Origin of the sequence: Croceitalea sp. MTPC6 (assembly GCF_036985525.1) — a bacterium.
In the GTDB taxonomy this organism is placed as follows: Bacteria; Bacteroidota; Bacteroidia; order Flavobacteriales; family Flavobacteriaceae; genus Croceitalea.
In genome coordinates this window covers 39,169-61,530 of the sequence record NZ_BTGR01000006.1, presented here as the reverse complement: position 1 = coordinate 61,530, position 22,362 = coordinate 39,169, and the positions used below count along the sequence as shown (strand labels likewise).

At 42.6% G+C, this 22,362-nt stretch carries 25 protein-coding genes; all 25 read left to right on the top strand.

All coding sequences use genetic code 11. The features are described 5' to 3' along the window. Positions 1–187 precede the first annotated feature (187 nt). The 25 genes from AACP56_RS12045 (at position 188) to glgP (ending at position 22,358) form a co-directional block, all read left to right on the top strand. On the top strand, positions 188–769 hold the full coding sequence (locus tag AACP56_RS12045) for a helix-turn-helix domain-containing protein (protein ID WP_339337187.1): 582 nt from the start codon (positions 188–190) through the stop codon (positions 767–769). Between the two features lie 165 nt (positions 770–934). Continuing rightward, positions 935–1,246, top strand: a complete 312-nt coding sequence (locus AACP56_RS12040) for a c-type cytochrome (RefSeq protein ID WP_339337188.1) — start codon at positions 935–937, stop codon at positions 1,244–1,246. After that, positions 1,246–2,403: a hypothetical protein gene (locus tag AACP56_RS12035; RefSeq protein WP_339337189.1), complete on the top strand. Its 1,158-nt coding sequence runs from the start codon at positions 1,246–1,248 to the stop codon at positions 2,401–2,403. The genes AACP56_RS12040 and AACP56_RS12035 overlap by 1 nt, the downstream gene beginning before the upstream one ends. A 116-nt stretch (positions 2,404–2,519) precedes the next feature. Continuing rightward, entirely contained in the window at positions 2,520–2,840 is a 321-nt protein-coding gene (locus AACP56_RS12030) for a hypothetical protein (RefSeq protein ID WP_339337190.1), read from the top strand. Positions 2,841–2,954: 114 nt separating this feature from the next. Next, a complete protein-coding gene (locus AACP56_RS12025; protein ID WP_339337191.1) occupies positions 2,955–3,770 on the top strand; it encodes a prohibitin family protein in 816 nt (271 codons plus the stop codon). A 179-nt stretch (positions 3,771–3,949) separates the two neighbouring features. Further along, on the top strand, positions 3,950–4,405 hold the full coding sequence (locus AACP56_RS12020; protein ID WP_339337192.1) for a hypothetical protein: 456 nt from the start codon (positions 3,950–3,952) through the stop codon (positions 4,403–4,405). A 32-nt stretch (positions 4,406–4,437) separates the two neighbouring features. Continuing rightward, positions 4,438–4,704 (top strand): hypothetical protein, encoded by a 267-nt coding sequence (locus tag AACP56_RS12015; RefSeq protein ID WP_339337193.1) that lies wholly within the window; start codon positions 4,438–4,440, stop codon positions 4,702–4,704. Positions 4,705–4,724: 20 nt separating this feature from the next. Next, a complete protein-coding gene (locus AACP56_RS12010) occupies positions 4,725–4,940 on the top strand; it encodes a heavy-metal-associated domain-containing protein (protein WP_339337194.1) in 216 nt (71 codons plus the stop codon). A 27-nt stretch (positions 4,941–4,967) separates the two neighbouring features. Continuing rightward, positions 4,968–5,186 (top strand): SHOCT domain-containing protein, encoded by a 219-nt coding sequence (locus AACP56_RS12005; protein WP_339337195.1) that lies wholly within the window; start codon positions 4,968–4,970, stop codon positions 5,184–5,186. Positions 5,187–5,224: 38 nt separating this feature from the next. Beyond that, the gene (locus AACP56_RS12000; protein ID WP_339337196.1) at positions 5,225–5,440 is read left to right on the top strand and encodes an SHOCT domain-containing protein; all 216 of its coding nucleotides are present in this window, start codon (positions 5,225–5,227) and stop codon (positions 5,438–5,440) included. Between the two features lie 123 nt (positions 5,441–5,563). After that, entirely contained in the window at positions 5,564–6,010 is a 447-nt protein-coding gene (locus tag AACP56_RS11995) for a hypothetical protein (RefSeq protein ID WP_339337197.1), read from the top strand. Positions 6,011–6,072: 62 nt separating this feature from the next. Beyond that, a complete protein-coding gene (locus AACP56_RS11990) occupies positions 6,073–6,348 on the top strand; it encodes a DUF5676 family membrane protein (RefSeq protein ID WP_339337198.1) in 276 nt (91 codons plus the stop codon). A gap of 9 nt (positions 6,349–6,357) precedes the next feature. Continuing rightward, positions 6,358–7,632 (top strand): multicopper oxidase family protein, encoded by a 1,275-nt coding sequence (locus AACP56_RS11985; RefSeq protein ID WP_099543638.1) that lies wholly within the window; start codon positions 6,358–6,360, stop codon positions 7,630–7,632. Positions 7,633–7,649: 17 nt separating this feature from the next. After that, on the top strand, positions 7,650–8,804 hold the full coding sequence (locus AACP56_RS11980; RefSeq protein WP_339337199.1) for a hypothetical protein: 1,155 nt from the start codon (positions 7,650–7,652) through the stop codon (positions 8,802–8,804). Positions 8,805–8,810: 6 nt separating this feature from the next. Beyond that, the gene (locus tag AACP56_RS11975) at positions 8,811–9,605 is read left to right on the top strand and encodes an AlbA family DNA-binding domain-containing protein (protein ID WP_099543643.1); all 795 of its coding nucleotides are present in this window, start codon (positions 8,811–8,813) and stop codon (positions 9,603–9,605) included. Between the two features lie 4 nt (positions 9,606–9,609). Beyond that, a complete protein-coding gene (locus AACP56_RS11970; RefSeq protein WP_339337200.1) occupies positions 9,610–10,314 on the top strand; it encodes a lycopene cyclase domain-containing protein in 705 nt (234 codons plus the stop codon). A gap of 46 nt (positions 10,315–10,360) precedes the next feature. Next, on the top strand, positions 10,361–10,831 hold the full coding sequence (locus AACP56_RS11965) for a universal stress protein (protein WP_339337201.1): 471 nt from the start codon (positions 10,361–10,363) through the stop codon (positions 10,829–10,831). A 72-nt stretch (positions 10,832–10,903) separates the two neighbouring features. After that, positions 10,904–12,286, top strand: a complete 1,383-nt coding sequence (locus tag AACP56_RS11960) for an NAD(P)/FAD-dependent oxidoreductase (protein WP_339337202.1) — start codon at positions 10,904–10,906, stop codon at positions 12,284–12,286. Beyond that, a complete protein-coding gene (gene nhaA / locus AACP56_RS11955) occupies positions 12,279–13,607 on the top strand; it encodes a Na+/H+ antiporter NhaA (protein WP_339337203.1) in 1,329 nt (442 codons plus the stop codon). Before AACP56_RS11960 ends, nhaA begins: the two co-directional genes overlap by 8 nt. A gap of 7 nt (positions 13,608–13,614) precedes the next feature. Further along, entirely contained in the window at positions 13,615–14,628 is a 1,014-nt protein-coding gene (locus AACP56_RS11950) for a type II glyceraldehyde-3-phosphate dehydrogenase (RefSeq protein WP_339337204.1), read from the top strand. Positions 14,629–14,638: 10 nt separating this feature from the next. Next, the gene (locus AACP56_RS11945; protein WP_339337205.1) at positions 14,639–15,700 is read left to right on the top strand and encodes a class I fructose-bisphosphate aldolase; all 1,062 of its coding nucleotides are present in this window, start codon (positions 14,639–14,641) and stop codon (positions 15,698–15,700) included. A gap of 13 nt (positions 15,701–15,713) precedes the next feature. Then, positions 15,714–17,078 carry a dicarboxylate/amino acid:cation symporter gene (locus tag AACP56_RS11940; RefSeq protein WP_339337206.1) on the top strand — a complete coding sequence of 455 codons (1,365 nt, stop codon included), beginning with the start codon at positions 15,714–15,716 and terminating at the stop codon, positions 17,076–17,078. A gap of 11 nt (positions 17,079–17,089) precedes the next feature. Beyond that, a complete protein-coding gene (locus tag AACP56_RS11935) occupies positions 17,090–18,775 on the top strand; it encodes an alpha-amylase family glycosyl hydrolase (protein WP_339337207.1) in 1,686 nt (561 codons plus the stop codon). Positions 18,776–18,849: 74 nt separating this feature from the next. Further along, complete coding sequence (locus tag AACP56_RS11930) at positions 18,850–19,755, top strand: alpha/beta fold hydrolase (protein WP_339337208.1); 906 nt, start codon at positions 18,850–18,852, stop codon at positions 19,753–19,755. A 62-nt stretch (positions 19,756–19,817) separates the two neighbouring features. Continuing rightward, a complete protein-coding gene (gene glgP / locus AACP56_RS11925) occupies positions 19,818–22,358 on the top strand; it encodes an alpha-glucan family phosphorylase (RefSeq protein WP_339337209.1) in 2,541 nt (846 codons plus the stop codon). Positions 22,359–22,362 lie beyond the last annotated feature (4 nt).

Below are 22,362 nucleotides of genomic sequence, written 5' to 3'. Positions count from 1 at the left end.
TATTAGGTCGTTTTCAACTTTTACAACAATTTCCTACAAACATGATAATGGTCATGTTTTTGTTTAAACCCTTCACTTACATTTGGACAGTTAATTAGCTAAAAAATAATATAACTTATTTGTTTTTAGTAGTTTACATATCTAAAATATAAACAAGTCATTTTAAAACTTTAAACATTTTTTATAGATGGAATCCATTAGAACGTATTGGATTAAGAACATGGTCTGTAGACGGTGTCTGAAGGTCATAAAACATGAGCTTGAAGAAATCAATATCGAAGTATTTTCCCTTGAATTGGGAAAACTGACCGTACGCACTATCAATAGTACTGATAAAGAAATTGATAGTAAAGTCTCTGATGTACTTCATACCAATGGGTTTGAAATCGCCAAAAGCGAAGAGGAAAAGTTGGTAGAGGAGGTAAAGATCACGCTCATCCATCTTATTAAAGAGCTGCCAATGCAAATAAAGGAAAAGACGTCGGAACATTTGGCATCGACCTTACATCGTGATTACAAGATTTTGAGCAAACTGTTTTCAAAAAACGAAAGCACCACTATTGAAAAGTACTTTATAAAACTAAAAATCGAGAAGGTCAAAGAGCTGATACAGTTGCAACAATATAGCTTCTCTGATATTGCATACCTGCTTGATTATAGTAGTGTAAACCATCTGTCGAGACAGTTCAAGAATACAACTGGAATAAGCATGACAGATTATAAGAACCTTGAAAACTGGGAGCGAAATTTCTATGACGAAATTATATAGATAAGAAAGAAAATTATGCAGACGAACACTTTCAAGAAAAAATAGATTTGTTAACAACTTAATACCAATAAAATGAAAAACAAAAAATTCTTACCAAGTATAACAATACTAACCGTGATATGTTTCCTGTTTGTGGGATTCAATACCCATGCACAGGAAAAATGGGTGGCACCCGCGAGTGCTGACAAGATTGTAAACCCACTTAAAGGAGATGCCAATGCCGCTGCATCGGGCAAAAGAACCTATAAGATGCTGTGTGTCGTGTGCCACGGTGCCAAGGGCAAAGGCGATGGTGTAGGAGGCGCGGGCCTCACACCTAAACCAACCGATTTTACCAGTGCCGAAGTCCAGGCCCAGACAGATGGGGCCCTTTTCTGGAAATTAGAAGAAGGCCGCTCACCGATGGCCTCTTATAAAACTGCCATCCCTGAGAAAAAACGCTGGGAACTAATTAATTATATCAGAACATTAAAGTAATGAAAAAGCTACTAGTATTACTAACAGCAGTTGTTTTTGGCGGTCAGATGTACGGCCAAACATACAACACTTTTGAACCTAGCAACACCCAGTTTATGCTAAGGGGCTACGGCCATACTGGATTTGAATATATGGACTCTGGGGATGAAACCGAATCTACATTCTTAGGCTTAGCCTATGCCCCAATTTTTCTATATAAACATTCGGACAGATTGATGTTCGAGGCCGAACTTGAGTTTGTGCTTGAAGGAAATCAACTGGAGACCGGTTTAGAGTATGCCGATGTCATGTACGTACTCAATAAGAACATGACGGTTCGGGCAGGAAAGTTTCTTTTGCCTTTTGGTACGTTTATGGAAAGATTGCATCCCGCTTGGATAAATAGATTGCCCAATGCCCCTTTGGGCTATGGACACGACGGTATAGCACCCTCTTCAGGAATCGGTGTGGAGCTTAGGGGAGCCTTCGATTTGGGCGGTCCAACATTGAATTATTCGGTCTATGCCACCAATGGCCCAAGGCTAAATGACGGAAGCGATGAACCAGAGGAAGCCGGCATCCTCAGGTTTGAAAATTATGAGGATACCAACCTCGCCAAGGCATATGGAGGTCGCCTGGGGATATTACCTTTTTCTGATTCTTCCACGGAGATTGGTTTTTCTGCATATTCTACAAGTGACACAGGGGAACAGGACTCAGAATACGAAGATGTTGGGGCGTTTTTGTTCGCTTTGGATTTTTCTTTCGTTAAGCAAATATCCGGATTGGGCGGCGTTGTGGATGTCAAAGCCCAGTACAACAATTCAAACGTGGATACGGCCACTTATTTTGAGCTGGAGGATGACATACTGGAGGAATACTCTTTTGACAACCAAAGCAACTCCTTCTATGGGCAGCTGAGTTACCGACCGACTATGGCCAGCAGCGATTTTGTCAAAAAACTGGAGTTTGTGGGCAGATACTCGGACTTTAATGCTCCGGAAGGCGCAGAATGGGAAGAAAAATCGGTCCAGTACGCCTTCGGTCTAAATTATTGGCTGAGCTGGCGTTCCGTAATCAAACTTAGTTATCAGACCACTGAAACGGAAGGTGGTCATGACGGAGATGGTTTAACCAACACGGATGGCCTCTTTGTACACTGGGCCATCGGATTCTAATAACAGTATTAAAAAAATAGAAAACATGAAAATAGTAAATCAGATAATAGTCATAGGTTTTTTTGTCCTGGCTATCGGGTATAGAATTGTAATGAAACTATTTAAAATCGAATAACATGAAAACAATACACAAAATCGTAGTAGGCGTCATAGTAATGACAATTGTGGGAATTACGGCTGTTGCCTGTTCTTCCACAAAGAAGGGCTATACCGATGTTACCGATACAGCAACCGCAGCAGCGGAGGAAGAATTCAAGATCGAAAAATCGGGAGCCCAAATGTGGGGAGAAACCTGCAATAGATGCCATATCGCACCATCCCCTGCGGATTATAACGATACGGATTGGGAGACCATCAGCCTTCATATGAGGGTCAGGGCCAACCTTACCGAGCATGAAAGTAAGAAGATAGAAGAGTTTTTAAAATCGGCCAATTAAAATGACCAAAAACACTCCAATAGTTGCTTCAATAATACAGCAATAGAGGCAAAATAATGCCCGATTCCAAAAATGGAACAAGGCAAAACAGTACTAATTTAAATTATTATGAATATGGAAAAATTACCAAAAATTGCGTTACCAGCAATAATTATTTTTATTGTACTGGTTGTTTTAATAGCAAAATCTGCAGTAACTATTGGATCCGGGGAAGCCGGGGTACTCTACAAGACTTTTGGGGGCGGAGTGGTTACGGATCAGCCGCCTTTGGGCGAGGGTTTTCATATCGTGGCACCTTGGAACAAGGTTTTTGTATATGAGGTTAGACAGCAAGAAGTCTTTGAAAAAATGCAGGTGCTCTCTTCCAACGGATTGGAGATAAAATTGGACGCCTCCGCTTGGTTCGAGCCAAAGAGGGAATTTTTAGGAAAGCTTCATCAAGAAAAAGGTACGGAATACGTTAACCGTGTACTACTGCCCACGATAAGATCTGCAGCAAGAAGCGTTGTGGGGCGCTATACCCCGGAGCAATTGTATTCCAGTAAACGAGATGCAATACAGGCAGAGATCTACGAAGAGACCAAAAAAATCGTTGACGGACAGTACATTCAGCTCAATGAGATACTAGTACGAGATGTTACTTTGCCAGCCACCATAAAGGAAGCTATAGAGCGTAAGCTTAAACAAGAACAAGAGTCGTTGGAATATGAATTTCGTTTGGTTACCGCCAAAAAGGAAGCGGAAAAAGTAACCATTGAAGCACAAGGAAAGGCGGATGCCAACAAAATTTTAAGCGCTTCCCTGACCGATAAAATATTACAGGACAAGGGTATCGATGCAACATTGGAACTAGCAAAGTCGCCTAACTCGAAAGTAGTCGTAGTTGGAAGTGGCAATTCTGGACTACCTCTGATATTGGGCAATAATTGATTTTTTGTTCAGCACAATGGGACAAAAAGTTGAAGTGAACCCATTTAAACTTTTGGATTGAAGCGAAAATTAGGGCACTAAATATGCCTCTGAAACTTCGGAAGTAAGTAAAGGATAAAGTTAAAACGAATCGAGTAAATCTTAAATCAAATACAATGAAAACAGCAACACTAATTTTTTTGACGATCGGGTTGGTTGCCTTAAACGGTTGCAACCAGAAAACTGATGTTAACGCAATGCTCGACAACTCCGAGACACGTAGTGAAATTTTTGATGCCATTGCGAACAACCACTCATACATGACCGGCCTTATGGAAAACATACAAGAGAGCGATCATGCAATGCAAATGATGCAGGGCAACCATAAAATGATGGGCGGCATGATGAAAGGCGATGGTATGCAAATGATGATGAAAGACAGTATGATGATGAAGAACATGATGAAATCCATGATGAAAGATGGTAAGATGATGGGGAACATGATGAAAATGATGCACGAAAAAGGCATGATGAGCGAAGATTGTATGGAGTCCTGTACACAGATGATGGGAGAAAAAGGCATGGACATGATGGGAATGATGGATGATGACAACAAAATGAAATCATCTGAAGATGACCATTCCGAACACCACTAAAAACACAAAATTATAACGTAAATACAGCAATAATGAAAAGTCATTGGATATGGATGGTTATCGGTTGTGGGCTGCCCCTACTACTGATATTTTTTGCCCCAGCATTGGGAATCACAGGGTATAATGGGCTTTTTGCCTTTATAATCGTGATGTTCGTATTGCACCTGTTTATGCCGCATGGCTCACATGGTCGCAGTGGACATAACCATACCGGTCATAGCGATAAGAAGCACGGAGAGGGTAAAGAGGAAGTGTTAGATGGGGACAAAAAAGGACATGAAGGGCATCGACATCATTAAAAAACAGTAAAACTTGGACAATGAGACGCAAATTTCAAATCGAAGGAATAAGCTGTGGCGGATGTGTGACAAGGGTCAAAAGAGCTTTGGAGGAACATCCGTCGGTAGAGAAAACACAGATTTTCTTGCAGCCGAAAGGTGCAACGATTATCAGCATGAAGGAAGAACTTTCAGTAGATGAGTTACAAGAACAACTCAACGAACTTGAAGGCTATACCATAACAGAAATCAATTAGAATAACAATAATCTTAAATCTAACAGTATGTTTTATAGAGACGGAGTTTTTTGGGGCATGCACCTTATATGGTGGGCCATATGGTTTGTATTGCTGGGCTGGATTTTCTTTGCCCCGTCCAGTACATCCTATGATGAAATTGAACACGATGACCCACTTATATCACTCAAAAGGCGGTTTGCCAAAGGAGAGATTACCAAGAGTGAATATGAAGAATCAAAAAAGCTTTTAAAATCGGACGGATAGTCCACAAAAACAAGTATTAACAACTAAAATTCAAAACTATGCACTTTTTCGAAGGACATTACGGCGGTATGCACTTTTTATGGTGGATCGTATGGTTGATCCTATTGATCTGGATCTTTTTTGTGCCCTACGATCTTCCCTATACCAAAAACAGAAAAGAAGACCCACTACGCATTCTTAAAAAGCGATTTGTAAAAGGAGAGATCACGAAAGAAGAATACGAGGAATCAAAGAAACTTTTAAAATCTGAATAAGGAGTAAACTACTTCGCGGCAAGCCCACGGGGCATTAAATGGAAAAAAATGGATTCGAGGCAAGCCTTGGAACATCTAAATCTCGATTATCGAGTAAAATTTTAACACTTAAAGCAAAATGAAATGAAAACAACGATCAAAATGGCAGTAGGTCTGGTACTGGCCACTTTTATACTATCGGCCTGTTCACAAAAACAAGAGAGCGCCATAAAGGACAGACTCAAGGATCCGTCCCAACAAGAAGAGGTTTTGACTTTGATGACCGAAGACCATGAACTAGGCAAAAAATACATCACAAAAATGATGGATAGCGACCATGACACGGGGATGATGGTAGATGAATTGGTCAAAGCAGCGGCAAACGATACCATACTTGCCGGGAAACTTAGCGATATGATAACAAGATACCCGGACCTGATGTTGCTTACCACCCACCATTTTATGCCGATCATCGCCAACGACAGTCTTTTGAGCGACACCTTTTGCGACCATACTTTGGAGCATGAAAATTTGGCTAAGGCCATGCATGAAAAGATGGAGTACAAAAAGAGCTTAGAGTTAAACCACTAGTTACAATCCTAGTTCGGTACGGAATGAATTTACAAGAATAATTAACGTAAAAAAAAACAATCATGAATCGATTAAATGTAAAAAAATTTGGATTTGCCATGGGCCTTACCGCCGCGATACTTTACGCCGGCTGTATGATCGTCCTTGCCACTGCTGGACAAGAAGGAAGTATAAAGTTTTTTAACAGCTTGCTGCACGGTTTGGACACTACTAGTATAATAAGGATGGACGTGCCTGTTTGGGAAGCCCTAATCGGCATTGTACAGACCTTTATAATCGCATGGCTTACAGGTGCCCTGATCGCGGCATTTTACAATGCGCAACTAAAAAGAAGATAGACGAAAACTATGGATAGAAGAGATTTTTTGGGAACCGGAGCAGTTTCAACAGCAGGAATGTTATTTTTCCCTGGTAATTTGCTGGCGAGCGAAGCCAAAATAGATAATCAGACAAGGCTTGTGCAGCCTTTGCGATATAAAAGAGATGGTGAATGGAAAGAATTTGAACTATACATAGATCTTCATACACACGAGCCTGCACCAGGATATAAATACCACACCTTGGCTTTTAATGATATGATTCCTGGACCAGAAATCAGAGTCAATGCTGGTGATAAAGTAAGGGTAAAATTCATTAACAAAACAGATTTAAATCATACGATTCATTGGCACGGTATTTTTGTGCCATGGCGTATGGATGGTGTCCCCTTTGTTACACAACTTCCTGTAATGCCAAAAAATGAATTTATTTATGAATTTGTGGCAGAACCCGAAGGGACACATTTTTACCATTGCCATTGGGGAACACTAATGCATATGCAAGCTGGTATGTTTGGTAGTTTAATAGTAGAAAACCCAAAAGACCCTATAAAAGAAAAGTTTCCATATGAAAGAGAATACACCTTGGTTTATTCGGCTCACGATACCAATTACATCCGTGAAGAAATGAACGGAATGTTAGAAAGAATGAAGCAACGGAGTTATTTAATGAAGCAAGGTCGGTTTACTAGTGAACAGTGGGGTGTTTTTGATAACAAAGAACAGTTTCTCGCGAGTATGGAGAATGGGTATCAACCACCTTATGTTACGAATAGAAGGTCTAATGCAGAGCTGCCACAAGCCAACTGGTTTACTGTAAATGGAAAATCATACCCTTCAACACCATACTTGTTTATAAAGTCAGGTGAAAATATTAGGGTTAGGCTAATCAATGCAGGGGCAGAAACACATCATTTGCATTTACACGGACACGATTTTTGGATGGTAGCTGATGATGGAGTCCCACTTGAGCATCCTTGGAAAAGAAATACTGTGCCGCTTACACCAGGAAAAACTTTCGATGTCATAATAGAAGGTAGTAATAGAGGTATCTGGACATTCCACGACCACGACACGCGTAAAGTGACCAATAACGGTTTGTATCCAGGCGGAAATCTGTTGGCATTAGTATATGAAGACTTACCAGCTGATGAGTTGATTATTTCAAAACATTCAGGAAATCCAATGTACAATCCAAATGCAGGTATGGGAGATATGAAAGGAATGGAAAATGAAAAAATGGGTAATATGAACAAAATGATGTTTGGAGAAGATAAACTTCCAAAAATCGCTCTTGATGAATAATTCATAAAACAGTTAAAATGAAAAAACTCATATATCTAACCCTATTCATTACAGGGCTTGTTAATGCACAAATAACACCAGAATTTGAAATCGGAGCCAAAGGCGTTTTCTCTGGGAATTTAAACTTTAATTCCGAAGAGTCCAATGCAGTTACAGATTTCTCTGATACCCAATTGTTAATGGGGCTTAGTCAAAAGCTTTATAACAACTGGAGAGCACAATTTGTTTTGGGACTTCAATTTCCTGATGCCAATTCAAATTTGGGCGAGGTCTTTTACAATAATATTTTTATGAAATTGGAAGACCAAACCAATGTTATTAAAGTAGGACGTACACTTGCACAGACCAATTTAAATGAATTTCCAACCCTACGTGACGATGATGCACAACAGTTTGTCTATGCGCTTAATCCTTTCTCTGATGGAGTAAATACAGAACGTGACCAATATGCCAATGTGTTGGATTATACACATATATTCAAACAACGCTTTTTTGTTTCAATACACGGTGAAAACTTCTACGATAGTTTAGAGCCTGACGATTTTAGGTTAAACTCTATGGGGTTATCGTTGGTATACAGAGTACCAGAAAGTCAAAGGTGGAATAGAAATATCGTGCAACAAATTGGGTTGAGTTACAACAATTATTTCACTGATAGACCAGGCTATTCTAATGATTTTGATTCTTCGGTCAAAAACTTACTCTTTAGTACGATACTAAATTTAAAGCCAGACCCAATAGATTTTGTGGATTTTAAATTTCAAGCTATTCAAAACTTTGGATGGGACGAAATAACGGAGCTTAATGACTATTTCGACTATACAAGAACGCAGTCAACATCTCTCTTTGGCACCTTTAGATTTTTGAAACAAAAACTAGAACGCCCGCATTATCAAATTTCTATTGGCGGTGGATATAAATCTTTGGGCAATCTGTCTACTGATTCAGACCAATTAATATTTATAACAAACGGGTTTTATCGAATGGGCCAGAATTTTGATATTGGATTTCAGTATCGCTATACTGAAAATGCAGGTTTTACCCAAAACTTATTTGGGAAGAATGAGCACCGTTTTCAATTGGCATTGGTTTATTCTTTTAGTCAAATATTCAATAAGCAGTTTGGTGACCGTGAAGACTTATTAAACCTAGAACACAATTATATCAAATAAAAGTTAGTGACCTATACCACGCAACATATTAAAACAATAATTGTTCAAATAGTGATTTGGGCAGGCATTTTCTATTTCTTGGTACACCCTTTTACAATGGTCCTCTATTGGTTTGAGTATAGCAATACAGCATTTTCATTTCCTTTGTTTCAAGACGTTTTAAAAACTCGTTTTTTAGAATCTTTCACTTTCGATATGCGGGGAATGGGTATTCTACTCATGCTTTTAGGAAGTTTTCTGGGTATAATCTCAGGTCTGTTTTTCATAACGATTAAACAAAAGAATAAGCTCATCGGCACACAACAACGATTACTTGTTCGTGATATTGAGGCATTGATACAAGCTGGTGAAAATGAAAAGGTGGAATTCAAGTCTTCCATACGCTATGACTATTATCGCAAAGCAACCAACCGCGACCTAGAAAAGGTTATCGCTAAAACCATTACAGGTTTTATGAATGCAAATGGTGGAAAATTAATTATTGGTATAGATGATGATGGAAATGTTTTAGGATTAGAAAACGATTTCAAGACCCTTAAACACAAAAACAGGGATGGTTATGAGCGAGAAGTTTTCAGAATCATTTCTACTCAATTAGGCCATGAGGCTTGTTTCAGCAATCATATTTCATTCTACAGCTTAAATGAAAAAGATGTGTGTTTGGTAGACATCGAACCTTCTGAAAAACCTATTTACGTTAACGATACCGAAAATACCACCTTTTATGTTAGAACTGGCAATGCCACATATCCATTGACGGTCAAGGAAACTGTAGATTTTTTAAAAACAAAAAAAACCTAAAGCTATGCAATATGTCTGGTTCATATGGTCTCTTATCATCCTCACCCTTTGGGCGGTAATCTATCTATTTAAAAAGGATACTAGGAAAGAAATGCTCAAAATGAGTTGGATCACCATGCCCTTTGGCCTTACGGAACCCTTGTTCGTGCCCGAGTACTGGTTCCCTCCTTCCCTTTTCGACCTAGCGCAAAATACTGGTTTTGATATAGAGAGCCTTATCTTCTCCTTTGCCATCGGCGGCATTGGAACGGTGCTTTACAACCTTATTTTTAAGAGGGCATTTGTTGAAATGCCGCATTCGGAAAGAAGCCACCGGAGGCATTCACTCCACGTTTACATTCTTTTTGTTCCTGTTCTGATTTTTGCGGCACTAAGCCTTTTTACAGGTCTTAATCATATTTATTGTGGGGTCATCGCCTTGTTTTTCGGAGGACTGGCAACCCTATACTGCCGCCCCGATCTAAAGGGTAAAATCTGGGTCGGTGGTATGCTGTTTACAGTGCTATACTTTATCTATTTCGGAAGTATCCTTCCGTTTTACCCCCAATATGTGGAGCTGTACTGGAATCTGGACAACCTGACACATGTACTTGTTCTGGGAATCCCCCTTGAAGAACTAATATTTGCCTTCACTTTCGGGATGTACTGGTCAGGGCTATATGAGCACCTGTATTGGAGAAAAGTAATGAAACCGATAACCATTGATTAATGGTTGTTTATTAAGAACATAAAGTATCACTTATAAATTAAATGTCATGAAAATACTATTGGCCATAGACGGCTCGGACTACAGCAAGGCGGCAGTAGAAGAACTATCAAGGTTATCGTTCCCCTCCAATACGGAAGTACGTATTCTATCTGTGTATGAAAATCCCATACTGGCCACTCCGGGAATAGCCCCCTTGGGAGGTTCGTTGGGCGGTTATTATGAAGAAGTGCTATCCAACGCAAAAAAATCAGCGGAAGAGAACGTAAAGGTCGCCGCAAGGCAATTGCAAAACAAGAACACCAATTTATCGGTTTCGAAAATAACTGTGAACGGCCTTCCCAAAATGGCGATTCTGGATGAGGCGGAGACATTTGGTGCGGAACTGATCGTGGTCGGGTCACATGGCCATGGTGCGTTCAAACGTTTCCTACTGGGCTCGGTTTCCCAGTCCGTCGCAGTTCACGCCGACTGCTCGGTATTGATAGTTCGTAAACCGAATACAGAAGAGAAAAGGTAATTCGCTTCAACCTCAGCGAAAAAAAATGAAGGAAGAGTTGGTTTGAAAAATATAGATACGTTGAACACTACTATGGAAAATACTTGTAAAATTACCGATTTGATTTGCTTACCGGACACCAAACTACCCCGGGTGGTGGTGGTCGGTGGGGGTTTTGCAGGCCTTGCCTTGGTAGAAGGGCTAAAAAAGAGAAATGTGCAGGTCGTGTTGATAGACAAGAATAATTTTCATCAATTCCAGCCCCTGTTCTATCAGGTGGCCACCAGTGCACTCGAACCCGACAGCATCGTATTCCCTATCAGAAAACAGATCAGCGGTTACAAGAATGTTCAATTCCGCCTGGCGGAAGTCGTAGAAATAGAGCCATCCCGAAACCTACTGTTTACGAACAAGGGCAAATTGACCTATGATTACCTGATTTTGGCTACAGGAACGACCACTAACTTTTTCGGACTTGAAAATGTGGAAAAAAATAGTTTGGGGATGAAGGATATCCGTGATTCCCTGAACATCCGCCACATGATGCTGCAAAACCTGGAACAGGCAGCGATTACCTGTGATGATGAAGAACGCGATGCCCTGACCAATTTTGTGATCGTGGGCGGGGGTCCCGCAGGGGTTGAAATGGCAGGGGCCTTGGCAGAGTTTTGCAGGTACATCCTTCCAAAGGACTATCCCGAATATCCCTCTTCAATTATGAAGATCTATTTGGTGGAAGCCATGGACGAGCTACTGGGAGCTATGTCCGATAAGGCCTCGGAAAAAACATTGGAGTACCTTAAAAATCTTGATGTTGAAGTTCTATTGAACGAAGCGGTCAGTGATTATGATGGCAAAGTAGTACAGACCAAGAGCGGTAAAATGCTATTGGCAAGAAACCTCGTCTGGACAGCAGGGGTCAAGGGACAATTTCCTAAGGGAATCAGCAAAGAGTCCATAGTAAAAGGGAATCGCTTAAAAACAAACGGGTATTTACAGGTGGACGGCCATAAGAACATCTACGCCATTGGAGACATTGCCGCATTGATTTCTGAAGCTACGCCGAAAGGACATCCACAAGTAGCACAGACAGCCATTCAACAAGGAAAATATCTTGCCGAAATGCTGACCGATCTAATCGATGACAAACCATCAAAACAGTTTAAATATAAGGATAAGGGATCGCTGGCTACCGTTGGAAAACGAAGAGCGGTCGCCGATCTCGGTAAGCTCAAATTTGGTGGTTATTTTGCCTGGTTACTATGGTCCGTTGTACACCTGATGTCCATCAGTGGGTTTAGAAACAAACTGTTGGTAGGCTTTAATTGGGTCATAAGTTATTTTACCTATGAAAAGAGCAATAGGGTCATCATTAGGAATTTCAAACAAAGTTCCCATATAGACTCCCCATCGGATGAACAATTTGGAACATTGGAAAAGTCCGAAAATATGCAAAAAACAAAAATCGATGCTTAAAAACCGTAATGATATAGGCATTCGAAAATTCTTTGGCCATTATGCCAAGGGACTCAACAACAGTGGGGTTGTTCTCTTTGTTACCGTGGTTATTGCAATGGTCTGGGCAAATTCGCCTTGGAAAGAGTTTTATACGCGTCTTATGCAAACGGATATCGGTTTTTACATCGCGGATTTTCGGTTATCGGAACCTTTGCTTTTGTGGATCAATGATGGGTTGATGGCACTTTTCTTTTTACAGGTCGGGCTAGAACTTAAACGGGAAATACTAGGAGGCAAACTTTCATCCCCCAAAAATGCGGTATTGCCCATAGGGGCTGCAATAGGTGGAATGGTGATCCCCGCCTTCATTTACTATTTGTTCAACGGTTCCGGGGAGGCTTCCCAAGGATGGGGCATTCCAATGGCCACCGATATTGCCTTTTCGTTGGGGGTCCTGGCACTTGTGGGGAAAAGATTGCCCACCGCTCTAAGGGTATTTTTGGTCACATTGGCAATCGTGGACGATCTGGGCGGTGTAATGGTCATCGCCTTATTTTATACTTCCGGTATTTCGGGAATGGATTTGCTCCACGGGCTGCTCTTCTTCGGACTTCTCATCATAGGAAATTTTGTTGGGGTAAGAAGCACTTGGTTTTATGCTATTATAGGAATAGGAGGCGTGTGGCTGGCCTTCTTTTTTTCCGGGGTGCACCCTACAATTGCAGGAATTCTTACTGCTTTGGCAATTCCGGGTCGGGTAAAAATCAAAGAGGGAACCTTTCTAAAACGTTTGGACGCACTCCATAAAAGATTTCAGGAATCAAAGTCGATCAAAGGCACCCTTATATCCAACCAACAGTTGGAAATATTGGAGGATATTAAAACCACAAGTTCAGAAGCCGAGACTCCGCTACAAAAACTGGAAAGGGCTTTACACCCTCTGGTAAGCTTCATCATTCTTCCTTTGTTCGCCTTGGCAAATGCGGGGATACATCTTCATGGGGATTTGCTGAAGGTACTAACCGGCCCGGTCGGCCTGGGAATCGGTTTGGGGCTGATTTTCGGGAAATTCATTGGTATTGCGGCCTTTTCGAGAATTCTTGTGGCACTTAAACTTGCCAAGCTCCCTGAAAACGTGAGTTGGAATATGATTTATGGAACGGCCTTTTTGGGGGGCATCGGTTTTACCATGTCCCTGTTTATCAATGAACTGGCCTTCTCAGATGAATCTTTGATTTTCACTGCAAAAGTAAGCATCCTATTTGCTTCTCTGGTCTCCGGAGTAGTAGGTGCCATACTATTGTATAAAAACAGTAAAAAATTAATAACGATTAAATAAATACAACATGAAAAAAGTAGCAGTAGTAGGATACGGGGTCATCGGGAAAAGAGTAGCCGATGCGGTGCATTTACAAGATGATATGAACCTTGTCGGAGTATGTGACATCATCAGTGATTGGCGCATACATACTGCCTTGGAAAAAGGTTTTGCGGTATTTGCCGCAACCGAGGAAGCCGATAAGGAAATGCGATCGGAGGCAATTCCCGTTGCAGGTTCGATGCAAGAACTTTTGGCGCAGGTGGACCTTATCGTGGATTGCACCCCTAAAAAGATTGCGGCAAAAAATGTTGAAGTCTATAGGGAAAAAGGTATCAAATTCATTGTTCAGGGCGGTGAAAAACATGAAACCACCGGTCATTCCTTTAGTGCCGAGAACAATTATAACTCGGCTTTGAATTTGGACTCTACTAGAGTGGTATCCTGCAACACCACCTCCATTCTTCGCACGCTCACCGCGCTAAAAAGGGCCGACCTGTTGGACTATGCCAGGGGCACTTTGTTAAGACGTGCCACAGACCCTTGGGAAAGCCATTTGGGAGGCATTATGAACACCATGGTTCCCGAAAAGGATATCCCCAGCCACCAAGGTCCGGATGCCCAAAGTGTAGATCCCGATCTCGATGTAATCACAGCGGCGGTAAAGGTGCCCGAAACTTTGAGCCATATGCATTATTGGAACGTGAAACTAAAGAAAAAGGCCACTAAAGAAGAAGTGCTCGATGCCTTTAAGACCTCAAGCCGGATTAAACTGATACACTATGACCAAGGACTGGTTTCCAACAACACCATTAAGGAAATGTATTTGGATATGGGACGGCCATGGGGCGATATGTACGAAGTGGCCCTGTGGGAAGATATGCTGAAAGTCGTGGGCGACGAGCTGTTTTATGCCTATGTGGTGGACAACCAAGCTATCGTGATTCCTGAGACCATTGATGCGATACGGGCATTAACAGGTATCGAAAGTGATGGTCAAAAATCTATCGTCAAAACCAACAAAAGTTTGGGAATCAATTAAAAAAAAGACAATGAAAACATATGAACATATCGTAGAACTCTTGGGGGATAAAGCACCCTACTATTTGGACCATGTGAGCGAGAAAATCACGAAGGACGAATTGCAGTTGCCAGAAAAAAATGTGGTAGACAAGGTATTCGTGCCCAGTGACCGAAATACACGGGTCCTCGGAAACCTATCTAAACTTTATAATCACGGCAACCTTGGAGGCACCGGATACCTTAGTATTCTTCCGGTGGATCAAGGCATTGAACATAGCGCCGCATTTTCCTTCTATAAGAACCCCGATTACTTTGATCCGGAGAATATTATAAAATTGGCCGTCGAAGCCGGATGCAATGGGGTGGCCTCCACCTTTGGGGGCTTGGGCCTTTATGCTAGGAAATATGCGCACAAAATTCCCTTCATTGTCAAGATAAACCATAATCAGCTGTTGACCCATCCCACCAAATACGACCAAACCCTCTTCGGTACGGTGAAGGAAGCTTGGAACATGGGTGCAACGGCGATCGGGGCGACCATCTATTTCGGTTCCGAGGAAAGCAATCGGCAGTTGAGGGAGATTTCCGAGGCATTTGCGGAGGCACACAGTCTTGGAATGGCCACTATTCTTTGGTGCTATACCCGCAATGAAGCCTTTAAAACCGATAAGGAAGACTATCATTCATCGGCCGATTTGACATCACAGGCCAATCACCTTGGGGTAACGATAAAGGCCGATATCATCAAGCAAAAATTGCCCACGAACAACTATGGTTTTAAAAACATCGGATTCGGCAAATACGACGATGCCATGTATGAAACCTTGACCACGGAACATCCCATTGACCTTTGTAGGTTACAAGTGGCGAATTGCTATATGGGAAAAATCGGGTTGATCAATTCGGGAGGTGGCTCCAAAGGCGAATCTGATTTGGCCGAGGCAATTACCACCGCAGTCATCAATAAACGGGCCGGAGGGTCCGGTCTGATTCTGGGAAGAAAGGCATTCCAGCGGCCGTTCAAAGAGGGGGTTGAACTTTTGCACGTGGTACAAAGTGTTTATTTGGAAAAGAAAATAACAATAGCATAACAGATACTAAGGAATGTTCGATACGGAAATAAAATCACTGAAATCCCTTAACCACTACCTGAAAAAATTGGTAGAAGATAGGCTATGGCTAAAGGTTATCATCGCTCTGTTCCTAGGGGTGGGCCTTGGTCTTTTGTTAAGTCCGCAAAATGGTTGGATAACCAAAGGCAAAGCTGATGTTTTGGGCAATTGGTTGGCCCTGCCGGGCATGCTCTTTCTCAAGTTGGTACAAATGATCATGATTCCCTTGATCGTTGCCTCGATAATTACGGGCATTGCCAGTAACGACAAGGATAATTTAAAAAGATTGGGGGGCGGTGTGCTCTTGTATTTTGTATCCACAACCATTATCTCGGTAACCATAGGTACAATCCTTGGATTGATCTTTAGCCCTGGAAAGTATCTGCACCAACAAGCGGTTGCAGATCATGAACAGGCTTTGGCCGATACAGCCGAAAGCACAGAATTATCATTTGGGATAAACGATATTCCCGATGCAATAACAAATTTGTTGCCCGACAATCCACTGGCGTCCATGGTTAGCGGCGAAATGTTAAGTATCGTCATTTTTACCATTATAATCGGGGTTGCCGTATTATCCCTTCCCGATTATCTGCTAAGACCCGTAAAGTTATTGTTAAGTGCCATTCAGGAAATATGCATGACCGTGGTCAAGTGGGCCATGTTGTTGGTTCCGGTAGCCGTGTTCGGTTTGATGGCACAGTTGACTTCTAGCGTTGGATTGAATTCCCTTTCAGGTCTGGGCTTTTATGTGCTCGTCGTTTTGATAGGGTTGTTGTTGTTAGTCGCAATTTACCTCATTGGCGTAAGCCTTTTGGGCAAGGGGAATCCATTACGATTTTTACGTAAGATCAGGGATGTCCAACTGCTGGCCTTCTCAACCACAAGTTCTGCGGCGGTAATGCCCTTATCCCTTGAAACGGCCGAGGAAGAACTTGAAGTGGATCCGGCCATCAGTAATTTTATCATTCCCATCGGAGCCACCGTGAATATGGACGGCACGGCACTTTACCAGACCATTACGACCTTGTTTATTGCACAGGCCTACGGATTGGAAATGGGCCTTATGAACATTATCGTAGTGGTGATTACTATCGTGGCCGCATCCATTGGCACTCCGGCAATACCTGGTGGTGGGGTAGTGATTTTGGCCTCCGTACTGTCCAGTGCCGGGATACCGGCAGAAGGCATCATCATCATCATAGGGGTGGAACGATTGCTGGGAATGTTCAGAACTGCGGTCAACGTTACCGGCGATCTTACTGCCTGTATGGTATTCAATCGATTTTATGGAAATAAGCCCATCATAGGCTCAGATAAAGTATTAAAAACACAAAAAGAGTACTCCACTTTTTAAAAGCTAAAAAAATGATGAAGTCAATCAACGATATTGATCTTTCCCCAAAACCGAAAAAGGAATATTGGATAAACTGCCATAGGGAATGGCGAGAGGAAATCATATACTTTCTTATGGTAGACCGGTTTCATGACAGTAACAAACGGAGCTCTTTGGACTTCGATGTTCGACATTCAGGTTTTGGCAATGAAGACGAATTGCAAAAACCCTTTGGGGGCACAATCAAGGGAATCATCGACAATATCGATTACATCAAAGACTTGGGCTGTACGGCCCTTTGGCTTAGTCCTGTTTTTGAAAACAATCCTAAAGCTTACCATGGCTATGCCATCCAGAACTATTTGGATGTGGACAACCGCTGGGGCACCAAAAAAGATTTGGAAAGGCTTGTTGACAAAGCACATGAATTGGATATACGGGTTTTCTTGGATGTTGTTCTGCATCATTCCGGTGACAATTGGTCGTATCCTTTTGATCATGAGTATTACTATTTAGACGGACAACGTTTTCCATTGGGAGATTGGCGCGAGAATGATAGGCCACTCCCGATAGAACTGAGAGACCCGGAGCTTTACAACCGAAAAGGACAAATAAGGAATTTCGATAAGTATCCCGAAACCCAGGAGGGTGATTTTTTGACCTTAAAAACATTCCGTAATGATGGTACCCCCGAAAGCGAGAAGTTAGGGGAACTATTGGCAGCCATACATTGTTACTGGATACGCGAGACCGACGTGGACGGTTTTCGGTTGGATGCGGTCAAACACATGAAGGGACAGGATATTAGCCGTTTTTGTTCCACCATTCGTGAATATGCCTACTCCTTGGGCAAGAGAAACTTCTTTTTGTTTGGCGAGATTATCGGCGATGACGAGACGGGCAATCCGTATATCGGGCCGAAAATGTTACCGGAGGACCAGAACGTGTATTATGGGCTGGATTCCGTTTTGGACCATCCGCTGCACAGTGTTCTGGCAGGGGTCATCAAGGGTGTTTCCTCACCTGAAAGACTATTGGAACGATATGCTTCTTTACAACGAAATGCGCTCAGACGTGGTGAATATGGAGATTTCTTGGTGACCTATATCGATGATCACGATCAGGTTGGCACTGATTTTAAGCATCGCTTTGGCTATGATGCCACTCCAGAACAGATAGTAGCGGGCATGGGCTTTCTGCTCTGTGCCCTTGGCGCACCTTGTATCTATTATGGAACCGAACAAGGCCTGGATGGAAATGGGATGGATGACCGATATATCAGGGAAGGCCTGTTCAATCCCAATGATACCAAGACCAATGTATTGAACCCCAATTCGTGGATATACAGGACCATTGCAGATTTGGCACAACTTAGGCAAACAGAACCTATCCTGAAATTCGGTAGGATGTATTTTAGGAAAACTTCAAAAAAAGCAGTTGATTTTCATTATCCCAATTGCGAAGAATGTCTTTTGGCCTTTTCCAGAATACTCCACAACGGGGAGATTTTGGTGGTCTATAATTCGTCCCCAAAAGATGCGAAAGAAGAGTATGTCCTAATCGACGCTACCATTAACAAAGCAGGTGGCCAGATGAAATGTATTTATGGAGGTAAAACTAAAATAAAAGTGCAAAAAAATTCAGATAGGCAAGATAGCCGACTTTATATCAAGTTAAAACTGAAACCCATGGAGTTTTTGATATTCAAGAACAGTTAGTTAAAACAAGGATATTGTAGTAAGAGCTAGATTATTTTTTACGAATCAAATACTAGTTATAATCGAGTAGAACCATGAAAGATTTCATTATTAAAACGGGAAAAAGGATGTTGGTCTTATTACTGGTAGTAGCCGTACTTTTTATTTCTATAGGTGGGTATCAATACCTTGTTGTTGCCGTAGCACCTAAGTATAATCCCGAAACCATGGCCTTGAATTTTGAAATAGTGGGCTCTGGGGATAGGAATCTGGTTTTTATCCATGGCCTAACGGGCTCCAAAAACTATTGGAAAAGGGATTTGGATACCAGTTCAGGCACACATAAACTTCTGTTGGTCGACCTGCTCGGTTTTGGCGACTCCCCAAAGCCCAATAGCGATTACAGCCTTGAGATGCAGGTGGGAACTTTGGAAGCGATTATTTCAAAAGAAGGTTTTGATGGGGGCAGAACCGTGCTCGTCGCACACTCCATGGGCACTGTCATCGCATTGGCACTTCTTGAAAAACATCCCGATTGGTTTAAAGGGGCAATAGCGATAGGTACCCCGGTCTATAAGGATATGAAAGAATTTAATGATATAATGTCAGAACATTCTCTTTTTGACAGGCTTACGGCAAACAAATATTCCAAATACCTCTGTTTGCTGCATCCCATTTTTATGACCCGGATATTCAAGCCCGATAACCTGTCGGATGACGTATTTGCAGATGCCAATAAACACACTTGGCAGAGCTATTACAATTCGTTGAACGAAATAATCCTGGATACTGACCTATATGCCATCGCCAGAAACATCGGAAACAAAAAAGTTGTTTTTATCCATGGCGATCAAGATACCACGGCTCCCCTGGTTAATGCGGTAAAATTGGCCAATACCGTTTCAAATGCCGAATTTCTGACCGTCAATGGTGGCGACCATCAACTTTTTTTGAAAGACCCGAACATCGTCTGGAAAGCAGTCACGGATTTTTTCGGTTGATCGGCAGTAAAAATGGATTAGAATAAGAACTGGAAAATAAGAACTGGAAAATAAAAATGAAGATGAAAAAAACAAATAACACTACGCATCAACTCTACGGATCGATGCACACCGACATCGAGGGAGTAGAAAACCTCATAGAACTTGCCCTCAATATACGATGGTCATGGAACCACGCTTCCGATGAACTTTGGCAACAATTGGATCCCGAACTGTGGGAATTTACAAGGAATCCATGGGTCATATTACAGACCGTTTCACGGGATAAGCTGGAGCAGCATTTGTCCGATCCCGATTTTCGGTCAACACTGGACGCTCTTTTAAAGTTGAACGACGAAGCCCTTTCCGCTCCCTCTTGGTTCCAGCAAAAGCATCCAAAGACGCAGTTGCGCACCGTTGCCTATTTCAGTATGGAATATATGCTGAACGAGGCCCTTCCCATATATGCCGGTGGCTTGGGCAATGTAGCTGGCGATCAACTAAAATCGGCAAGTGATTTGGGCGTGCCCGTCGTTGCGGTGGGACTACTCTACGATAAAGGCTACTTCCGCCAGGAAATAGACAAACACGGCACTCAAAATGCCCTGTTCCCTTACAATGACCCCGGTCAGTTGCCCATTACGCCCTTACGTCTGCCCAATGGGGAATGGCTTCGCTTAAAAGTGTCTTTACCTGGCCATCCACTATGGCTACGTGCGTGGCAGGTAAAGGTAGGTAGGGCAAAGCTATATTTATTGGATAGCAATGACGCCGCGAATTTACCGGTCCATCGGGGTATTACCGATGAACTATATGGAGGTGGTCCGGACCATCGCATTAAACAGGAAATTGTTCTGGGCATCGGGGGCTACAAACTGCTCAAGGCCCTGGATATCGATCCCGAGGTTTGCCATATGAACGAAGGCCATGCCGCCTTTCTCGTACTGGAACGTGCCAACGATTTTATGAAGGCGAACGGCACTTCGTTCGAAGAGGCCCTAGCCGTAACCAGGGCGGGCAACCTATTTACGACGCACACTGCCGTCCCCGCCGGTTTTGACCATTTCAGCCCATCGCTTATGGAGCAATTTCTTGGCCGGTATGCCAAGGAAGAACTAAGTATCGATTTCAACGACTTGATGGCCCTGGGCCGGGCAGATGCCAATAATCAATGGGAGAGTTTTAATATGGCCTATCTCGCCATTCGTGGAAGTGGTGCCGTGAACGGTGTTAGCCGGTTGCACAGCGAAGTAAGTAGAAATCTTTTTACCAATCTTTTTCCACGATGGCCCATATCCGAAATTCCAGTCGACCATGTGACCAATGGGGTCCATATGCCGTGTTGGGATTCCAAATATGCCGATGAACTCTGGACGGAGTCCTGCGGAAAAGATCGTTGGAGAGGGGAACTCACGGACCATGAAGCACATATTTCGAAAATTCCTGATGCAAAATTATGGCAATTCAGGAACCAATCGAGAAATCGGCTCGTTGGTTTTATCAGGGAAAGATTTGAAAGACAAGCTATCGTTTCCGGTCTTTCCTCCGATATAATTGCTACCGCGAAAAAGGTGTTTGACCCCAATACCTTGACCTTGGGCTTTGCCAGGCGATTTGTATCGTACAAGAGACCGGACATTCTATTGCACGATCCAGAAAGGTTTAAGCGCATTCTAACCAATCCAGAACATCCTGTACAAATAGTCTTGGCCGGTAAAGCTCCACCATTTGACGAATCGGGGAAAGCATTGATACAAAAATGGGTGCAATTTATCCAACAGCATAATTTGTACAAGCATGTGATTTTTTTGAGCGACTATGACATGATGTTGGCCGAGAATTTGGTACAGGGTGTCGATGTATGGCTCAATACCCCAAGACGCCCGTGGGAAGCGAGCGGAACCAGTGGCATGAAAGTACTTGTCAACGGGGGCATCAATTTATCTGAACTGGATGGTTGGTGGGCCGAGGCCTATACCCCGGAGGTAGGTTGGGCCTTGGGAGACGGTCAAGAACACGGCGATGACCCCGCTTGGGATGCAGCCGAGGCGACAGCCCTGTTTGACCTATTGGAACAGCACGTCGTGCCCGAATTTTATGCGCGCAATAAAAAAAACGTGCCCGAACAATGGGTATCACGGATGCGAAAAAGCATGGCGACCCTTACTCCCCAATTTTCTGCCAATCGCACCGTACGCGAGTATACGGAACAATTTTACCTTCCCGCGGCGGCAAGATATAAAAAACGGGCGGCAAGAAAAGGAGCCGCAGGAAAAAGGGTTTTAGATGCTGCGCATGATCTTGGGCATAAATGGGAGGCCATAAAATTCGGAAAAGTTCAAATTGAGAGCGAGCGCCATAAGCATCATTTTAAAGTCCCGGTTTGGCTGAACGAAATAAATCCTAAAAATATTATCGTAGAGCTTTTTGCAGAAGGTATGAACGGCAAACCACCGGAAAGAATCAAAATGAAATTTGACTGGATGGGAGAACAAGGGGAACATAATTTTTATGCCCAGGCCAATACTCCCCGGCCCACCAATCACTATACCGTTCGTATTCTACCGGATTACGAAGGCGTTGCCGTGCCCTTGGAGGATAACATGATTCAGTGGCAACATTAACATC